The sequence below is a fragment of the Parasphingopyxis sp. genome, assembly GCF_028279465.1.
GTDB lineage: Bacteria > Pseudomonadota > Alphaproteobacteria > Sphingomonadales > Sphingomonadaceae > Parasphingopyxis.
In genome coordinates this window covers 229,014-244,668 of the sequence record NZ_JANQNS010000003.1, presented here as the reverse complement: position 1 = coordinate 244,668, position 15,655 = coordinate 229,014, and the positions used below count along the sequence as shown (strand labels likewise).

Sequence of the window (15,655 nt, the reverse complement as noted above, 5' to 3'; positions counted from 1 at the left end):
TGTACAAGGCCCGGGAACGTATTCACCGCAGTATGCTGACCTGCGATTACTAGCGATTCCTCCTTCATGCAGGCGAGTTGCAGCCTGCAATCTGAACTGAGGCTGGGTTTATGAGATTAGCGCACTCTCGCGAGTTGGCAGCTCTTTGTCCCAACCATTGTAGTACGTGTGTAGCCCAGAGCGTAAGGGGCATGCTGACTTGACGTCATCCACACCTTCCTCCGGTTTGTCACCGGCAGTCTCTCTAGAGTGCCCAACTAAATGATGGCAACTAAAGACGTGGGTTGCGCTCGTTGCGGGACTTAACCCAACATCTCACGACACGAGCTGACGACAGCCATGCACCACCTGTGTTCGCGTTCCCGAAGGCACCCTCGTGTTTCCACAAGGTTCGCGACATGTCAAGCCCTGGTAAGGTTCTTCGCGTTGCATCGAATTAAACCACATACTCCACCGCTTGTGCGGGCCCCCGTCAATTCCTTTGAGTTTCACACTTGCGTGCGTACTCCCCAGGCGGGACACTTAACGCGTTGGCTACGGCACTGACCGGGTCGATACGGCCAACACCTAGTGTCCATCGTTTACAGCTAGGACTACAGGGGTATCTAATCCCTTTCGCTCCCCTAGCTTTCGTCCATGAGTGTCAGTTACGGCCCAGCAGAGCGCCTTCGCCACTGGTGTTCTTCCCAATATCTACGCATTTCACCGCTACACTGGGAATTCCCTCTACCCCTACCGTACTCTAGCCTTTCAGTTTCCACTGCTGATCCAGAGTTGAGCCCTGGGCTTTAACAGCAGACTTGAAAGGCCACCTGCGGACGCTTTACGCCCAATAATTCCGGATAACGCTTGCCTCCTCCGTCTTACCGCGGCTGCTGGCACGGAGTTAGCCGAGGCTTATTCAACAGGTACCGTCAGATCTTCTTCCCTGTTAAAAGCGGTTTACGACCCAAAGGCCTTCCTCCCGCACGCGGTATTGCTCCGTCAGGCTTTCGCCCATTGCGGAAAATTCCCCACTGCTGCCTCCCGTAGGAGTCTGGGCCGTGTCTCAGTCCCAGTGTGGCTGGTCGTCCTCTCAGACCAGCTATAGATCGTCGGCTTGGTGAGCTTTTACCTCACCAACTACCTAATCTAACGCGGGCTCATCCCTAGGCGATAAATCTTTGGACCGGAGTCATTATGCGGTATTAGCTCAAATTTCTCTGAGTTATTCCGCACCTAAGGGTAGATTCCCACGCGTTACGCACCCGTGCGCCACTAGACCCGAAGGTCTCGTTCGACTTGCATGTGTTAGGCCTGCCGCCAGCGTTCGTTCTGAGCCAGGATCAAACTCTCAAGTTGATGTTCATCCAAGACGCCACGTGCCAAAGGCCGCGCACATCCAGGACGATCTCTAGGAGCCGTTCCTGCACAAATCTTAATTACGTAATGGATACGTGAATAGGACATGCATAGAACGACTTAGCTTTACCGGTTACCGGAGCCTTGAGCTCTCCGGACCGGGGCCGCCGCCCACATGTCCCTTCATTCAAACTAACAATGTCAAAGAGCCGACAATTCCTGTCCCCTACCATGAGCAGGGGGAGACGGTGGTACCGTTTACAAGAAATGTCCCCAGTGGGGTCGCGGGGCAGTGCCCGTTACCGCGTCGGGAAGCAGCCATATATGCGGGCTGTAGGATTCGGTCAACACCCTCTGTGCAATTTTATTTCAAATATTTTGCACCGATTTCCCGAACGCCGGTTTACGCCTCATACACCTTGTTCCGCTAGGGCCTTAATCAACTGCTAACCGCAAGGGACAGGCCCGGCTTGGTCGATATCGCGAAACAGGAAATTCCTGCATCTCTGCGGGATCGCGTCCGCAGCGCCGTGTTCTGGCGCTCGGGCAGCCAGATCGTCGCGCAGATGATTACCTGGGCGACTACCTTTCTCGTCATCCGGATGCTCAGCCCGGAAGATTACGGGCTCGTCGCGATGGCCGCGCTCGTCGTCATCTTTTTGAGCCTGATGGAGGGGTTCGGATTCGCCAGTTCGCTGATCCAGCGCGAGTCGGTCAGCAGGAAAGAATTGCGTCAGGTATTCGGCCTGCTGATTCTCATCAACGTGACGCTGGCCGGCATCCAGTTCCTCATCGCCCCGCTCGCCGCTGCCTATTTCAATCAGCCCGAACTGGTCGAGATATTGCGCGTCCAGACCCTGCTCTATTTTATCACGCCGTTTCTTGCTTTGCCGTTCGCCATTCTCAGCCGCGAGCTCGAATATCGCAAATTGGCGATCGCGAATCTCATCGGCTCGATCGCGGGCGCGGGGACAGCGCTGACCATGGCGGTGATGGACTATGGCGTCTGGACGCTCGTCTTCAGCCCGATCGTGATGTTCGCCGTGCGCGCCACCTGCATGACCTTTGCCGCGCGGTCCCTGATCTGGCCGAGCTTTTCCTTCCGCGGCGCGCGGGCGATCATCGGGTTCGGCGGCGCGCTGACCCTGACCCAGTTCTTCTGGTTCCTGCAGAGCCAGTCGGACATCTTTATCGCCGGTCGCATCTACGACGCCTATAATATCGGCCTCTACACGACCTCGCTGTTTCTCGCGCAGATCCTGGTGTCCAAATTCGTGCCGCCGCTCAACGACGTCGCGTTCGCCGCCTATTCGCGCATGCATCGCGAGAAGCGGCCCATCGGCTCCGCCTTCGCCAATTCGGCGCGGCTGATCCTGACCGCAACGCTGCCTTTCTATTTCGGACTCGCCATCACGGCCGCGCCGCTCGTCGAAGCGATACTCGGCCAGCAATGGCTCGAGATTATCCCTATCGTCTCGCTGCTCGCGCTCGCCATGCCATTTATGACGCTGCAGATATTGTTCGGCCCGGCGACCAACGCGCTCGGTCGTCCGGGCATAGCCGTGCGCGTCAATATATGTGGCGCGGCGATCATGGCGACCGGCTTTTTGGTGGCAGTGAATTACGGCATTATCGGCCTCGCCTGGGCGTGGCTTATCGCCATGCCGATCCTGACGGCGGTCACGATGTTTATGTCCATGCCGACAATCGGCGTCTCGCTGCGCCAACTGGCGGGCGCCGTCGCGCCGGGGCTATCCGCCTCGCTGGCGATGGCGATTATTGTGGTCGCAATCGATGCGCTGCTGCCGCCACTTTCGCCGCTGATGCGTCTGCTGGTGCTGGCAGGCGCTGGCATGGCTGCCTATGCCGCGCTGCTATTGATGTTCGCCCGGAGCCTCGTTGCAGAGATGTGGGACCTTATCGTCCGGCGCCAGACCGCTCCGGCCTGATCGTCAGACCGCCTGGATATAATCGCGCATTGCGCGCGCATCCTGTTCGATCCGATCCATCCGGTGCTTTACGAGATCGCCGATCGAGACGAAGCCGACCAGCTTGCCGCCCTCGACGACAGGTAGATGGCGCACGCGGCGGCGCGTCATCAGGCCGAGCGCCGAGAGAATTTTGTAATTGGGGTCGACGGTAATCGGGGGCGAGGTCATCACGTCGGAAACCGGTTTCTCGAGACCGTCCTTGCCATGTTCGGCGACGAGATGGACAAGATCGCGTTCGGACATGATGCCGACGACTTCGATACCATCGATTATCGGCACGGCCCCGATCCGTTTCTCCGCAAAAATGCGCACGACCTCATGGACCTTCATATCCGGACTGGCGGTTATGGTGTCCTGCCCGCGATTCTCCAAGATGAGGCTGATTGTCATAGCGACTCTCCCGATCGACCCATGAACCGGCGGGATGATGCGCCTTTTCGGCCGAAAAGGGAAGTTGAGCGGATTTCGCCTGCATCTATGGCTTGATGATGCGGGCAGCTATGGCCAGATAGGCGGCATGACCGACCCCAAACCGACGCTCGACGATGCCGAATATTCCCGCTTGGTCTGGAATCGCTTTCGCGCCATGCTGAAATGGATGGGCCTCGCATCGGTCGCGACCGCGGCGATCGCGCTGGTCTGGATGCATTATTATGGCGGCGGACTGACCATTGCCGTAGCGCTGACGACGGCATTCGGAGTCGCGCTGACGGTTTTCATGGCCGCCGCGCTGATGGGCCTGATTTTTCTGAGCTCGGGCTCAGGCCATGACGATGTCGTCGATGCACAAGGCCATGACGATGTCGTCGATGCACAAGGCCAGGACAGCCTCAATCACCGCGAATAGGCGACGCTAGGGTCAGGACCTAGGCTTCCGCGCCGGCGCCCTTGCCGTCTTCATCCTGAGTCGGTTTGCGCGAACGGCTGCTCCGGCTCGCCTTCTTCTCGCCGCTGCCGTTCACCGTTTCGGAGCCGTCCTTCGCGTCCCCGCTCTCGCTCGTATCGACGGAGATTGCGGCGGGCAGCCGGTCTGCCTCGATGCTCGGTGCTTCACTCTCGGAACCGGCGCTGTCGCTTTTCTTGCCCGATTGACTCTTGCTCGACTGGCTCTTGCTCGATTGGCGCTTTTTCGGCTTTCCGTCGTCCGAGCGATCGTCGGACTTGTTGTTGTCCGGCTTATTGTCCTGATACCGCTTCGCCTTGTTCTGCTCGCGCTCGCGCTTCTGCTCTTCCTTGCGCAGGTTCGTTTCGGTGAGCACCCGGAAATAATGATCCGCGAACTGCAGATAATATTCGTTCATCACCCGGTCGCCCTGCTGATGGGCATCGCGCGCCATCGACTTATATTTTTCGCAGAGCTGGTTGGCATTTCCGCGCGCCCGATTGTCGAGACGGTTTCCGTCGTTCGGCCCGCGATTGCTGGAGCGACCACCGCGGCTGCGCCTGCGGCCTGAGCTACGATTATTCATCAAGGTAAAAAATCCTCAGTCCTTTGTTTCCGCAACAAGCGCGCCCCCGCGCGCGGCTCAGTCAGCCGGGCCCATCCCGGCCGCTCGGATACATATCCCTAACGGACCGGACGAACCGGTCCTGGTGCCAGCACCGCCGGACATCAGCGGTATGACGATGGGGATCGTGGAGTGAAGGTTTCAACGCTGTATGCTGCCGGAACCTTCGTTCCATCACCGGCCATATCCGCTACGTTTTGCCAATTGCAAGCAAAATAATAGGAGGCGTCTGGCCTAGTTGTGGATAATCAGGCAGCGGTCATGCCCCGCCAAGTCGCGGCTAATCGCGGTTTCTAACCCCTGTTCGGCGCACAGGCGGGACACTGCCACCGATTGGCCCGCGCCCAGTTCGAGGCACGCGACACCGCCTTCCGCCAGCAGGCCCTTCAGTTGCGGCACGATTGCGCGATAGGCGGCCAGCCCGGCATCCGCGGCAAACAGCGCGGCCTCCGGCTCGAAATTGGCGATATCCGGACTGAGCTCGGCGTCGGACGCAACGTAAGGCGGGTTGCACAGGACCAGATCGTAACGGCCGGTTTCGCCGTCCCCCCAATTCCCCGCGCGGAAGCTGGCGCGATCGGCGAATCCCAGCCGTTCGGCATTTTTCCGGGCATAGCCAAGGGCCGCCTCTGAGCGATCTATGCCGAGGCCCCGCGCATCCGGCCATTCGGAAAGCGCCGCGAGCAGCAGCGCGCCCGAGCCGGTCCCCAGATCGAGAATCGCGGCGGGCGGATTGTCGACCCGTGCCTTTATGGCGGCCTCGATCAGTGTCTCGCTCTCGGGGCGCGGAATCAGGACGCCGGGGCCGACGGCGAAATCGAGACTCCAGAACTCGCGATGGCCGACGATATAGGCGAGCGGCTCATGAGCGGCGCGGCGGGCGACGAGCGCATCGAAGGCTTCGGGCACTGCCGCATCGAGATGCTCCAGCAGCATCGCTTCCCTTTCCGTACCCAGCACATGCGCCATCAATAGCTCCGCATCGAGCCGCGCGCTTTCACTCATGGCAGATAGTGTCGCCGTCGCCGCGCGCAGCGCGTCGCGCACGGTCATACCGCTCATTCCTCGATATGGGCGAGCCGCTCGGCCTCGTCCTCGGCGATCAATGCGCCGACCAGCTCGCCAAGCTGGCCTTCGAGAATCTGCGGCAGCGCATGCAGCGTCAGGTTGATCCGGTGATCGGTCACGCGGCCTTGCGGGAAATTATAGGTGCGGATGCGCTCGGATCGGTCGCCCGAGCCGACCATCGACTTGCGCGCGCCCGCATATTCGGCCTCGGCCTTCGCGCGCTCATGCTCATAGAGCCGCGCGCGCAGCACCTTCATGCCTTTTTGCCGGTTCTTGTGCTGGGATTTCTCGTCCTGCTGGCTCACGACGATGCCGGTCGGGATATGGGTGATCCGCACCGCACTATCCGTCGTGTTGACGGACTGGCCGCCGGGGCCCGAGGCGCGGAACACATCGATGCGCAAATCCGATTCGTCGATCTGGATATCGACCTCTTCGGGCTCGGGCAGGACGGCGACGGTCGCTGCCGAGGTATGGATCCGCCCGCCGCTTTCCGTGACCGGCACGCGCTGGACGCGATGCACGCCGCTTTCGAATTTGAGCTTAGCGAACACGCCTTTGCCGGTAACGTTGGCGACCACTTCCTTGTAGCCGCCGACATCGGCCGCGCTCGCCGAGATCAGTTCGAAGCCCCAGCCCTGCTCCTCTGCATAGCGCTGGTACATGCGCAGCAGATCGCCTGCGAACAGCGCCGCCTCGTCGCCGCCCGTGCCAGCGCGGACCTCGAGCATGGCCGGCCGGTCATCAGCTGCATCCTTGGGCAGCAGTTTCACTGCGAGCGCGCGCTCGGCATCGGGGATCGCGGCCTTAAGCTCTTCCGCCTCAAGCTCCGCCATCTCCTTCATCTCGGGATCGGCGAGCATCTCGTCGAGCGCCGCCAGCTCCTCGCGCAACCGCCGCAGCTCGCGTGCGGACTCGGCGACCGGCTCCAGCTCGGCATATTCCTTGGAAAGCGCGACAAACTTATCCGGCGCCAGATCGCCCGCCGCCATCTGCCCCTGTAGCTCTTCATGCCGCGACAGGATCGCGTCGATACGGTCGGAGGAGATGGTGGTCATGAGTTAGACTGTGGATTTACAGATAGTTTGCGAAAGGTCGAAAAATCTACATCATCTAGGCGCTTTAGAACTTTCTCTCCCTTCCCATGAGGGTAGATCATTAGCATGTCGCCTGCTTCACGAAGAACGGCGAGCTGATCGTCAGTGAGGGCACCCCCTCCCATCACACTTGAACGAAGTTGCTGAAACTCTTCGTAGGTGAGACCTACTAGAGTTTGAAACTCCCAATCGACAGGGAAGCATTCGAAAACCAGATCAACTATCGTTTTTGCAGTTCGCGTTAGCCATGGGTTCTGCGCGGGGGATTTGACCGCTCCAATTGTCGCTACGATTTGATCAATGGCGATGTTCTCCTGTTCCCCGCTCGTTAAAACCTTTAGAGCAACCTCACCGCGATCTAGTTCGTCATCGCCAATTATCACCGCATAGCGCGCACCGCTCGCATCGGCTTTCTGCATGCGCTTCTTCATGTTGCCTTTGAACGCCATCTCGCACGCCAATCCGGCTCCCCGAAGGCTGGTCGCCAGACCAAGCGCGGCTTGTTCTGCGCGCTCGCCGAGCGGAATGATCGCAGCGTCGATCTTCGGACGGGACGGCGCATCAACCAACATAGCCAGCCGCTCGATACCGGCGGCCCAGCCGACGGCCGGCGTCTCGGGTCCGCCCAGCGCCTCGATCAGCCCGTCATAGCGTCCGCCACCGAGCACCGTGCCCTGCGCGCCCAATCGGTCGGTGACGAACTCGAAGGCCGTGTGGCGATAATAGTCGAGGCCGCGCACGAGCCGGGCGTTGCGTTCCCAGGCCACGCCTGCCGCATCGAGGCCCGCTGTCACAGCTGCGAAAAACGCTCCCGCCTCGTCGCTCATCACATCGTCGATGGAGGGCGCGGCGTCGGCGATCGGACGGTCGCGCTTGTCTTTGGAATCGAGGATGCGCAGCGGATTGCGTTCCAGGCGCTCCTGACTGTCTTCCGACAGACCGTCCTTATGCGCCGCGAAATGCGCGACCAGCGCATCGCGCCAGGCTTCGCGCGTCGCGCTGTCGCCGAGCGTATTGAGCTGCAGCGTCACGCCGTCGGAAACGCCCAACTCCTTCAGCAACTGATCCGCCATCACCAGCAGTTCGACATCGGCCGTCGATTCGCCCGCGCCGATAATCTCGGCATCGAGCTGATGAAACTGCCGGAACCGGCCCTTTTGCGGCCGCTCGTAGCGGAATAGCGGGCCATGCGTCGCGACCTTGAGCGGCACATATTGCTGCCAGCCGTTCGTCAAGTACGCCCGCGCAATACCGGCCGTGAATTCGGGCCGCAGCGTCAGCGAATCGCCGCCGCGATCCTCGAACGTGTACATTTCTTTCGACACGACATCGGTGGTTTCGCCGAGCGAGCGCGCGAACACGGAAGTCGCCTCGAACACCGGCACTTCGATACGGCCGAAGCCGTAGAGCCGCCGGACGCGGTCGAACGTATCGACGACATATTGGAACCGCTCGGCCTCTTCGCCGAGCATATCCTGCGTGCCGCGAATGGCGTGGGGCGTGTCTTTTCGCGCTTTATTTCCCATGGGCGGCTCCCCTAGAGCATTTTGACGCGCTAGGGGAATAGGGGAACTGGAGAAGCGCATGAATATCGATCTCATCCCGACCGGCGATAATCCGCCCGACAGCCTCAACGTCATCATCGAGGTGCCGGTCGGCGGCGAACCGGTGAAATATGAGTTCGACAAGGCATCAGGCGCCCTATTCGTCGATCGCATATTGCACACGCCGATGCGCTATCCGGCCAATTATGGCTTCATCCCGCACACTTTGTCGCCCGATGGCGATCCGCTCGATGCGCTCGTCATCGCCCGCTCGCCCTTCATGCCGGGTTCGGTGGTCCGCTCACGCCCGATCGCCGTGCTCAATCTCGAGGACGAACATGGCGGTGACGAAAAGCTACTCTGCGTGCCGATCGATTCGACCTTCCCCTATTATCGTAAAGTCGGCGAGGGGGTCGATCTCCCTGAAATCGTGATGCAGCAGATCGAGCATTTCTTCACCCATTACAAAGATCTCGAGACCGAGAAATGGGTCCGGATCGGCAAATGGGGCGATGCCGAAGAGGCGCGCACGGTCGTCGTCGAAAGCATCGAGCGGGCAGGTACCGCCAAATGATGCCCGCCACCGAGCGCAGCTGGTGGTGGCGTTGCGCGGGCGCAGGGCTGATCGTGATCGCCGTCAGCCTCTATTTCGGCATGATCCCGAATATCGAAGGCTGTTCTGCCGATGTCGATGCGCAGCAACTCGGGTCGATCATCGCGTTCGAACTGGTGCGTACGCCCGCCGATGTGAGCGCGCTGTTCGGCGCGCCGCCCTGCACCGAACCGTTCACCGCCGCGATGCGCCACGCGACCTGGGTCGATGCGCTGGTCTTCATCCCGGCCTATTCGGCCTTCCTGATCTGTGCCCTGCTCGCCTTGCGCGGCTATGGCGGATCGCTGGCATCGATCGGGATCGCAGCCGTGGCCGCCGCTGCGCTGTTCGATCAGGTCGAGGGCTTCTGGCTGTTTATGATCATGGGCGATCTGCCGGGCACGCAAGGCCAGATCAACTGGCTGATTCCGGCTGTGCGCGCAAAGTTTGCTTTGCTCGGCATCGGCGCGATCTATATCGGCGTGTTGCTCACCCGGCATCGCGGCATCGGCTATATTTTCGGCGCCGTGGTTGCGCTTGGCGGCGTCGCGACGATGGCGCTGATCGCGGATGATGCATATGGCCAGCTGACCATCCAGGGATCGGCGATCGCTTGGCTGGCGCTGTTCGTTGTCGCTTTCCTTTACGCCATTATCCGCATCAATCCGCGCGCGCTGGTCGCGGATGTGCAGTCCGCCGACTAAGTCTTCTTCTTGCGCGATTTCTTCTTCGGCGCGCGTTCGCCCGCGTCGATACCCAGCCGCGCCCATTCGCGCATCGCATCGGGATCGTCATAGACGTCGAGCGGCGCGCGGCGATAATTCATCGTTGCGATCTTGCCGTCCTTGCCGGTGAATTCGAACTTGCCGAGTCCCTCGGCTTCAAACGCGTCCTCGTTGACGGTATCGCTCTTGAAATAGAGGTCGCCCTCGTCGACCAGCGCAAATACGATGCCCTCGCAATAGAGAACCGCGCCGCCCATCATCTTGCGCATCGTGACCCGCCCCATCGGCTCCAGGCATTCCGCGACCCATTCGACCAGTCCCTCGTCCACGCTCATCCGCCAATCTCACCCAACTGCTGCCTCCACTGTCTTCGCCTTTTTCGGCCGCCGCATGGCGACCAGCAAACACCCTGCCACGATCAGCACCGTGCCGGCCACCGTCATCCAGGTGACGGCCTCGCCGAAGAAATACCAGCCGAAGATCGCCGCCCAGATGAAGGCGCTATATTCCAGACTCACCAGATATTGCGCCTCGGCGCGTGCATAGCCCCAGGTCACGAGGAGCAGCGAGACGATCGCCAGCGCGGCCGCGCCGGTCAGGGCAGGCCAATGGCCGATAGCGGGAACGACCGCGAAAAAGGGCGCGACCAAGAGCAGGCAGATAAAGACGATGATATTCTGGAAAAAGGCGATCTCCATCGGCCCGGCGATCAGCGCCATCTGCCGCTGCAACACGAGGTTGTAGGCGTAGGCGCTGGCCGAGAGCAGGATCGCGGCGACGCCCCATTGCGCCTCCGGCCCGAATTCGCTGCCCATCTTGCCGAGCACGATCACGACCACGCCGGCGATGCCGAGCAGCGAGGCGAAGATCGCGTTCCTGCCGATGCTTTCCTTGAGCAACACGGCAGCCAGATAGAGCGCGATCAGCGGCGCGATGAAGGAGAGCGCCACGCCTTCGGCGAGCGGCACCCGCACGAGCCCCCAGAAGAAGAGAAAGGCCATCACGGCGATCAGCACGCCGCGGATCAGATAGAGCCGCATCGCCGCCCGGCTCGGCCGCTTGCGCCGCCGGCTGAAATAGATTGCCGAGACCAGCACGACCCCCGCCGCATAGCGCCAAAGGACCGCATTGTACGCGCCGAGCGCAATCGACAGGTCCTTCATCACCGCGTCCATCGCCGAGAAAAAGGCGAGGCCGGCGAGCACCGCCAGCGCGGGAAGAAGGATCGAACCTTTGTCGGATGCGATATGGCCGGTCACAACCGATTCCTATAGAAAGGGCGAGGACGGGGCGCGAATGAAAACTGCGAGGGGACTGGAAGATGCGGACATGTTTAGCATGGGCAATCGCTCTGGCGGCTATCCCGGCAACTGCTATGGCGCAGCCCGCCGCCGAGGAAGCACAATCGCGGCCGGTTGCGCAAACCGTCGTCAACGATCAGTCGGCGCTGGCTCGGCTGCGCGGCAATAGCGGCATCACGCTGCAATGGATCAACTTCACCTATTCCGATGGAAGCGCAGGCGCGCGGCGCGGCCATGTGTCAGTCGCCGACAGAGGCAACACCGTGCATATCAGCGGCGTCCAGTTCACCGCCGATGGCGAGGGCTATGTGTCGGTCACGGGCGATATCGCCGAAATCGGCAGCGACTATTTCATCCTCGACGGCCGTATCGTGATCAGCGGCGCGCCCGATGCCGACCGCCAATGCATCAAGACTGGCCGCTCGCGCTTCGCGATAACGCAAAACCGCCGCTATTGGCGCATGCGCGAATTCGAATGGTGTGATAGCCTGACCGACTATATCGACATCTATTTCTGATCCAGAGACACTCAGGAAACGCAGATGTCGGCGCCGCCCGGCTTTGAGCCGCATTTTCGCAAGAGCCCGCTAACCGATCCGTGGGAGCCGCTTTACTCGAAGCGCGCAGGCGACGCGGTCATCATCGGGCTCGAGGCCGATACCCAGCATTGCAACTCACGCGGTTTCGTCCATGGCGGATTGATCTCCGCGCTCGCGGACAACGCAATGGGCCTCTCCTGCGCTGCGCAACACGAGACAGTATCCGGCCTCGTCACGATCAGCCTTCATCTCGATTTCGTCCGCCCGGCCAAGATCGGCCAATGGCTGGAATTCGAGACGACCTTCCTGAAACCGGGCAACAGCATCGACAGCGCGCAGGGCAGAGTGACCGCCGATGGCGAGGTCTGCGCGCTGGCTGGAGCAACCTTCCGGGTTCTCGCCTAAACCGCGAGCTGCACAGCCGAACAGGCCTTGGTAAGCCCGAGCCCGCGCTTCATTGCGGGGTAGCTGCGCACCAAGGCCGCCGCCATCGCCAGTTCGAAGCGGACGGTATCGCCGAACTTTTCTTCGATCGCATCGCCAAGCGCAAAAGCTTCGGGCGATTGAGTCGCGATGGCCTCGCCGAAGCGGAACGCCAGCCGTTCGTCCTCGTTTAGCGCCTCGCCGCCCGCCAGCGCCGCATTGGCGACATCGCGCGGCACATGTTCGACAAGCGCCCATTGCGCGGCCGTCAGCGCGCAGGGGCCGCAATCCTCGGCCAAAGTCGCGCCGATACGGGCGACATGGAGCATCTCCGCTGACGCGGCATGGCGGTGCATCGAGGCCGGCATGAAATGGGTGAACTTTTCGAACGCCCGGCCCGGCGCCGCGACCAGCTTGCGCAGATATTGGGCTTCGCTCTTCTCCATCTTCTGGCCAGCCGCCTTGATGAACAGCCATGCGGGAATGCCGGCCGGCGATACCCGCTGACGCCCGATCATCGTGCCGACCGCCAGCAGCACGAGCAGCGGCGGGCCGAGCACGCCGGGCGCATCCTGCAGGAACCGGTCGGGCGAACAGATGCCGACGATCAGCTCATAGATGTGAAGAACGCCATGCGCGAGCAGCCACACCGTGCCCGCGAGCGCCGCCATCCAGCGCAATTTCAGATTCATCGCAGCATAAAACAGCATCGCACCGGAACTCAGATAGGCGATGCCGATATCGGCGATGAAGTGCGTATTCGCCGGCCCGGTCGCGGGGACCGTCGGCACCGCATAATACCAGTCCATCGGCGCGAGCAGCATGAACGCGCCATTGGCGAATGCGAACAGCGCGACGAGCATGACGACGAGCTGGGCAATGCGATCGAGCACGTCATAGGGACCGGACATGGAGCACCTCTTTTTTCGGATAATCATTGTCCGAATAAAAAGCGGCTGTCAATATGGCCAAATCGTTACGCCTGATTATATTCGGATATCTCCTGTCGTGATAACTGTAGGCGGAATACTCATGCAGATTTCGAAAGGTGTCGAATGGGCCGCCCATGCCTGCGCACTGATGTGCGGCCTGCCACCGGGCAAGGGACTCAAGGCCGAAGCGCTGGCCCGCTATCACGAGGTGCCCGGGGCTTATATGGCCAAGCAGATGCAGGCGCTAAGCAAGGCCGGCATTGTGCATACGGCGCGCGGCAAGCATGGTGGCTATCGGCTCGCCAGATCGGCCGATGCGATCACGCTGTGGGACATCATGGCCGCCATAGAGGGCAGCGCGCCGGCCTTTCGCTGCACAGAAATTCGGCAGAACGGGCCGTGCGGCGCAAAACCCGAGAAATGCCTGCAGAAATGCGCGATAGCGGCCGCCTTTCACACTGCCGAAGCCGAGTTTCGCGAGAGCCTACAAGGCGTGTCGCTGGTGGAGATCGCAGCGGGCGTTGTCGCCGAGTCGCCGAGTGAACATTTGCGCGATGTCGGAAACTGGCTTGAGAAAGAAGCGGTTTCCTTGAGCTGAAAACCTGACAGCGTCCTACAGTTCAGGCTCGAACGCGTCGAAATAGTCGAAGATTTCCGCTTCGCTGCGGCTCGCCGCGTTGCGCCAGGTCGGCGCGGTTTCGCGATTGAGCAGAGTACCTTCGGGTGAGAGAACCAGCACGGTGGGGGTGCCGACAATCTCTTCGATGCCGAAGCGCTGTGCGATATCGAGGTTGCGGCCCTCGCCCTCCTGCGGATGGCCGACGTCGACATAGGCGATCTCGTAGCGCGGCCCGAGCATGTCCGTGAAACGCCGCGTGGCGAACCAGCCGGCAAGACCGCGGCTGTCGTGACACCAGTTGGCGCCCATCACGAGAATGACGCGTTTGCGGTTGATCGCGGCGCGGGCCAGCGCCAGTGCGACATCGGCGAGCGCCGGACGCGTTTCGTCAAAGGGCCGCGCTTCGGGGTGATCGGCCTCGGCGGCATGGGCGGGCGCGGCAACCGCTAGCGGCATCGCTATCGCGATCAGCAGGAGCCCGAGAAAACGGCCAAGGCCCATCGTCAGGCGGCGTCCGCCTTGACCTGTTCTTTGGTCTCTTGCGCTATCAGCTTGGGCAGGTTGGCAATCGCGGCCTGGGCGTTGTCGCGGAAGCGCTGGAGCGTGGCCTGCTTTTCGGTGTCGTCGGGCGCCACCGAGAAAAGCGTTTTTCCGAAGCCGTCGAGCCGCGCCTTGACCATCCACTCCTGCAGTTCGAGCCGCTGCGACCATTGGAACTGGTTCATCATATTGACGAGATTGGCGCGCGGATAGGTATCGATCCCGTCGGGCAGCGGTACGGGCTGGCCAAGGCTGTTTTTCGTCGCATCGTCGTCATAATGCGCTTCGATGAACGCGGTGAGCGCCGCGCTGAAGGCAGGCTGGGGCACGCGGATCATCTGGAGCGTGATCAGGTCGCCCTGGAATTGCGGGACGACCGGTCGGCGCTCGACCGCCGTCGCCGTGCAATCGATAAACAGCGCGTCGTCCGCCGTTTCGGTGTCACCGCCATCGAAGATCATCCTGCCCGGCTCGATCCGGCGAACATGGCCCATGCGGACGATATTCTCGATCTTGCGCAGGATCTCGACCTCGCCTTCCGAAATCGTCGGATAGTGGAACATGGTCGGCCACACATCGAGGTCGAGCCGCAGCATGACGCCCGATTTTTCCAGCCGCGCGAATAGATCGTCAGCGTCTTCCGCCTTGGCGAGCGCGTCCATGATATCGGCCTGCCCGCCGATCGTATCGTCGAAAAACTCGATGCCGGGCTGGGTCTTCCCGCGATTGAGCATCCAGGTGTCGCGCGGACGGACCCAGACGATATCGGCAGGATCGACGCCCGCCTGCTGCAGCCACACACCGACATCCATCGCCGTCTTGCCTGCACCGAGGATCACAAATTGCGAGGGCACGGCGTCGGGCGTCTGCCAGAGCTGCGGCAGCGCATTGGGCGGCACCATGCGGACGCCCTCGGCAGTCTCGAATTTGGGCGTGTGCGTCGAAGGGACAGACGTGCCGTAGTACGTCGCGTCGACGGTTTTCTTGCGGATTGCGACTTCGGTCTGCTTGCCTGTGAGGATCGATTCGAACTTTCCGTCGCCCAGATAATCGGAGAGCGGGAAATAGGACACGCGCCCGCTGGGTAGGAAGCGCCGAGCCATTACGCTCTCATAATAGGCGCAGACTTCGGAGCCTGTGGCGAGGCTGTAATAGCCGGCGTTGAGGCCGACCGTGTCCTTTTCCTGCGGGCCCAGCTGCGTCGAGTTCACCCCGTAAAAGGCGGACGGCTGGTGCAGCGCGACGAACGAATAGGCGTCGTTCCAGTGGCCGCCCGGCTTAGCGTGGCGATCGACAAAGGTGATATGCGCGTCGGTTTCATCGAGCAGCGTATCGGCAAAGGCCATCCCGACCGCGCCCGCGCCAATGATCAAATAATCGGTTTCAAAATCGGCCATAAGGCTCCCCCGCTCAGGCGGCGCCATAGCCGCGCGAA

General features: G+C 61.4%; 16 protein-coding genes, 1 rRNA gene and 1 pseudogene. 7 read left to right on the top strand and 11 right to left on the bottom strand.

Translation table 11 applies throughout. From position 1 onward, the window contains the following. A 16S ribosomal RNA gene (locus tag Q0974_RS02225) occupies nt 1-1,341 on the bottom strand; the annotation flags it as partial. A gap of 470 nt (nt 1,342-1,811) precedes the next feature. On the opposite strand from Q0974_RS02225, the gene Q0974_RS02220 reads away from it, so the two are divergent. Beyond that, nucleotides 1,812-3,290 carry a lipopolysaccharide biosynthesis protein gene (locus tag Q0974_RS02220; protein ID WP_299322114.1) on the top strand — a complete coding sequence of 493 codons (1,479 nt, stop codon included), beginning with the start codon at nt 1,812-1,814 and terminating at the stop codon, nt 3,288-3,290. A gap of 3 nt (nt 3,291-3,293) precedes the next feature. Here the strand turns inward: Q0974_RS02220 and Q0974_RS02215 are convergent, their stop codons facing one another. After that, complete coding sequence (locus Q0974_RS02215) at nt 3,294-3,722, bottom strand: CBS domain-containing protein (protein WP_299322113.1); 429 nt, start codon at nt 3,720-3,722, stop codon at nt 3,294-3,296. Between the two features lie 127 nt (nt 3,723-3,849). Between Q0974_RS02215 and Q0974_RS02210 the strand changes: the two genes are divergently transcribed. Beyond that, nucleotides 3,850-4,179, top strand: a complete 330-nt coding sequence (locus Q0974_RS02210) for a hypothetical protein (protein ID WP_299322111.1) — start codon at nt 3,850-3,852, stop codon at nt 4,177-4,179. A gap of 19 nt (nt 4,180-4,198) precedes the next feature. Here the strand turns inward: Q0974_RS02210 and Q0974_RS02205 are convergent, their stop codons facing one another. The 4 genes and pseudogenes from Q0974_RS02205 to hisS all read right to left on the bottom strand — a co-directional run. Continuing rightward, nucleotides 4,199-4,801, bottom strand: coding sequence for a DUF4167 domain-containing protein (locus Q0974_RS02205; RefSeq protein ID WP_299322108.1), 603 nt, complete (start codon nt 4,799-4,801; stop codon nt 4,199-4,201). Between the two features lie 273 nt (nt 4,802-5,074). Then, on the bottom strand, nt 5,075-5,893 hold the full coding sequence (gene prmC / locus Q0974_RS02200; protein ID WP_299322147.1) for a peptide chain release factor N(5)-glutamine methyltransferase: 819 nt from the start codon (nt 5,891-5,893) through the stop codon (nt 5,075-5,077). 5 nt (nt 5,894-5,898) lie between these two features. Further along, nucleotides 5,899-6,966, bottom strand: coding sequence for a peptide chain release factor 1 (gene prfA / locus Q0974_RS02195; protein ID WP_299322106.1), 1,068 nt, complete (start codon nt 6,964-6,966; stop codon nt 5,899-5,901). Nucleotides 6,967-7,274: 308 nt separating this feature from the next. Continuing rightward, nucleotides 7,275-8,531, bottom strand: a pseudogene (gene hisS / locus Q0974_RS02190) (histidine--tRNA ligase); the annotation flags it as partial. 58 nt (nt 8,532-8,589) lie between these two features. Between hisS and ppa the strand changes: the two are divergent. Together ppa and Q0974_RS02180 are read left to right on the top strand one after the other, a co-directional pair. Beyond that, complete coding sequence (gene ppa / locus Q0974_RS02185; RefSeq protein ID WP_299322105.1) at nt 8,590-9,123, top strand: inorganic diphosphatase; 534 nt, start codon at nt 8,590-8,592, stop codon at nt 9,121-9,123. After that, complete coding sequence (locus tag Q0974_RS02180) at nt 9,120-9,845, top strand: hypothetical protein (RefSeq protein WP_299322103.1); 726 nt, start codon at nt 9,120-9,122, stop codon at nt 9,843-9,845. Before ppa ends, Q0974_RS02180 begins: the two co-directional genes overlap by 4 nt. On the opposite strand, the gene Q0974_RS02175 is transcribed toward Q0974_RS02180, so the two are convergent. Beyond that, nucleotides 9,842-10,201, bottom strand: coding sequence for a TfoX/Sxy family protein (locus tag Q0974_RS02175; RefSeq protein ID WP_299322100.1), 360 nt, complete (start codon nt 10,199-10,201; stop codon nt 9,842-9,844). The genes Q0974_RS02180 and Q0974_RS02175 overlap by 4 nt on opposite strands. A gap of 9 nt (nt 10,202-10,210) precedes the next feature. Then, nucleotides 10,211-11,125: a DMT family transporter gene (locus Q0974_RS02170; RefSeq protein ID WP_299322098.1), complete on the bottom strand. Its 915-nt coding sequence runs from the start codon at nt 11,123-11,125 to the stop codon at nt 10,211-10,213. Nucleotides 11,126-11,241: 116 nt separating this feature from the next. Between Q0974_RS02170 and Q0974_RS02165 the strand changes: the two genes are divergently transcribed. Then, on the top strand, nt 11,242-11,685 hold the full coding sequence (locus Q0974_RS02165) for a hypothetical protein (protein WP_299322095.1): 444 nt from the start codon (nt 11,242-11,244) through the stop codon (nt 11,683-11,685). A gap of 24 nt (nt 11,686-11,709) precedes the next feature. Continuing rightward, nucleotides 11,710-12,111, top strand: coding sequence for a PaaI family thioesterase (locus tag Q0974_RS02160; protein ID WP_299322093.1), 402 nt, complete (start codon nt 11,710-11,712; stop codon nt 12,109-12,111). On the opposite strand, the gene Q0974_RS02155 is transcribed toward Q0974_RS02160, so the two are convergent. Next, nucleotides 12,108-13,040, bottom strand: a complete 933-nt coding sequence (locus Q0974_RS02155; RefSeq protein WP_299322089.1) for a hypothetical protein — start codon at nt 13,038-13,040, stop codon at nt 12,108-12,110. The two genes, Q0974_RS02160 and Q0974_RS02155, sit on opposite strands and share 4 nt — an antisense overlap. A 121-nt stretch (nt 13,041-13,161) precedes the next feature. Between Q0974_RS02155 and Q0974_RS02150 the strand changes: the two genes are divergently transcribed. Further along, nucleotides 13,162-13,659 carry an Rrf2 family transcriptional regulator gene (locus Q0974_RS02150; protein WP_299322086.1) on the top strand — a complete coding sequence of 166 codons (498 nt, stop codon included), beginning with the start codon at nt 13,162-13,164 and terminating at the stop codon, nt 13,657-13,659. Between the two features lie 15 nt (nt 13,660-13,674). Here the strand turns inward: Q0974_RS02150 and Q0974_RS02145 are convergent, their stop codons facing one another. Together Q0974_RS02145 and Q0974_RS02140 are read right to left on the bottom strand one after the other, a co-directional pair. Next, nucleotides 13,675-14,181, bottom strand: coding sequence for a thioredoxin family protein (locus Q0974_RS02145; protein ID WP_299322084.1), 507 nt, complete (start codon nt 14,179-14,181; stop codon nt 13,675-13,677). 2 nt (nt 14,182-14,183) lie between these two features. Then, entirely contained in the window at nt 14,184-15,617 is a 1,434-nt protein-coding gene (locus Q0974_RS02140; protein WP_299322082.1) for an FAD/NAD(P)-binding protein, read from the bottom strand. Nucleotides 15,618-15,655 lie beyond the last annotated feature (38 nt).

What these genes read in the sequence shown, in the direction of transcription:
- Q0974_RS02215 (WP_299322113.1), bottom strand. Translation starts at nt 3,722, where the DNA reads ATGACAATCAGCCTCATCTTGGAGAATCGCGGGCAGGACACCATAACC.
- Q0974_RS02210 (WP_299322111.1), top strand. Translation starts at nt 3,850, where the DNA reads ATGACCGACCCCAAACCGACGCTCGACGATGCCGAATATTCCCGCTTG.
- Q0974_RS02205 (WP_299322108.1), bottom strand. Translation starts at nt 4,801, where the DNA reads ATGAATAATCGTAGCTCAGGCCGCAGGCGCAGCCGCGGTGGTCGCTCC.
- prmC (WP_299322147.1), bottom strand. Translation starts at nt 5,893, where the DNA reads ATGACCGTGCGCGACGCGCTGCGCGCGGCGACGGCGACACTATCTGCC.
- prfA (WP_299322106.1), bottom strand. Translation starts at nt 6,966, where the DNA reads ATGACCACCATCTCCTCCGACCGTATCGACGCGATCCTGTCGCGGCAT.
- ppa (WP_299322105.1), top strand. Translation starts at nt 8,590, where the DNA reads ATGAATATCGATCTCATCCCGACCGGCGATAATCCGCCCGACAGCCTC.
- Q0974_RS02180 (WP_299322103.1), top strand. Translation starts at nt 9,120, where the DNA reads ATGATGCCCGCCACCGAGCGCAGCTGGTGGTGGCGTTGCGCGGGCGCA.
- Q0974_RS02175 (WP_299322100.1), bottom strand. Translation starts at nt 10,201, where the DNA reads ATGAGCGTGGACGAGGGACTGGTCGAATGGGTCGCGGAATGCCTGGAG.
- Q0974_RS02165 (WP_299322095.1), top strand. Translation starts at nt 11,242, where the DNA reads ATGGCGCAGCCCGCCGCCGAGGAAGCACAATCGCGGCCGGTTGCGCAA.
- Q0974_RS02160 (WP_299322093.1), top strand. Translation starts at nt 11,710, where the DNA reads ATGTCGGCGCCGCCCGGCTTTGAGCCGCATTTTCGCAAGAGCCCGCTA.
- Q0974_RS02155 (WP_299322089.1), bottom strand. Translation starts at nt 13,040, where the DNA reads ATGTCCGGTCCCTATGACGTGCTCGATCGCATTGCCCAGCTCGTCGTC.
- Q0974_RS02150 (WP_299322086.1), top strand. Translation starts at nt 13,162, where the DNA reads ATGCAGATTTCGAAAGGTGTCGAATGGGCCGCCCATGCCTGCGCACTG.
- Q0974_RS02145 (WP_299322084.1), bottom strand. Translation starts at nt 14,181, where the DNA reads ATGGGCCTTGGCCGTTTTCTCGGGCTCCTGCTGATCGCGATAGCGATG.
- Q0974_RS02140 (WP_299322082.1), bottom strand. Translation starts at nt 15,617, where the DNA reads ATGGCCGATTTTGAAACCGATTATTTGATCATTGGCGCGGGCGCGGTC.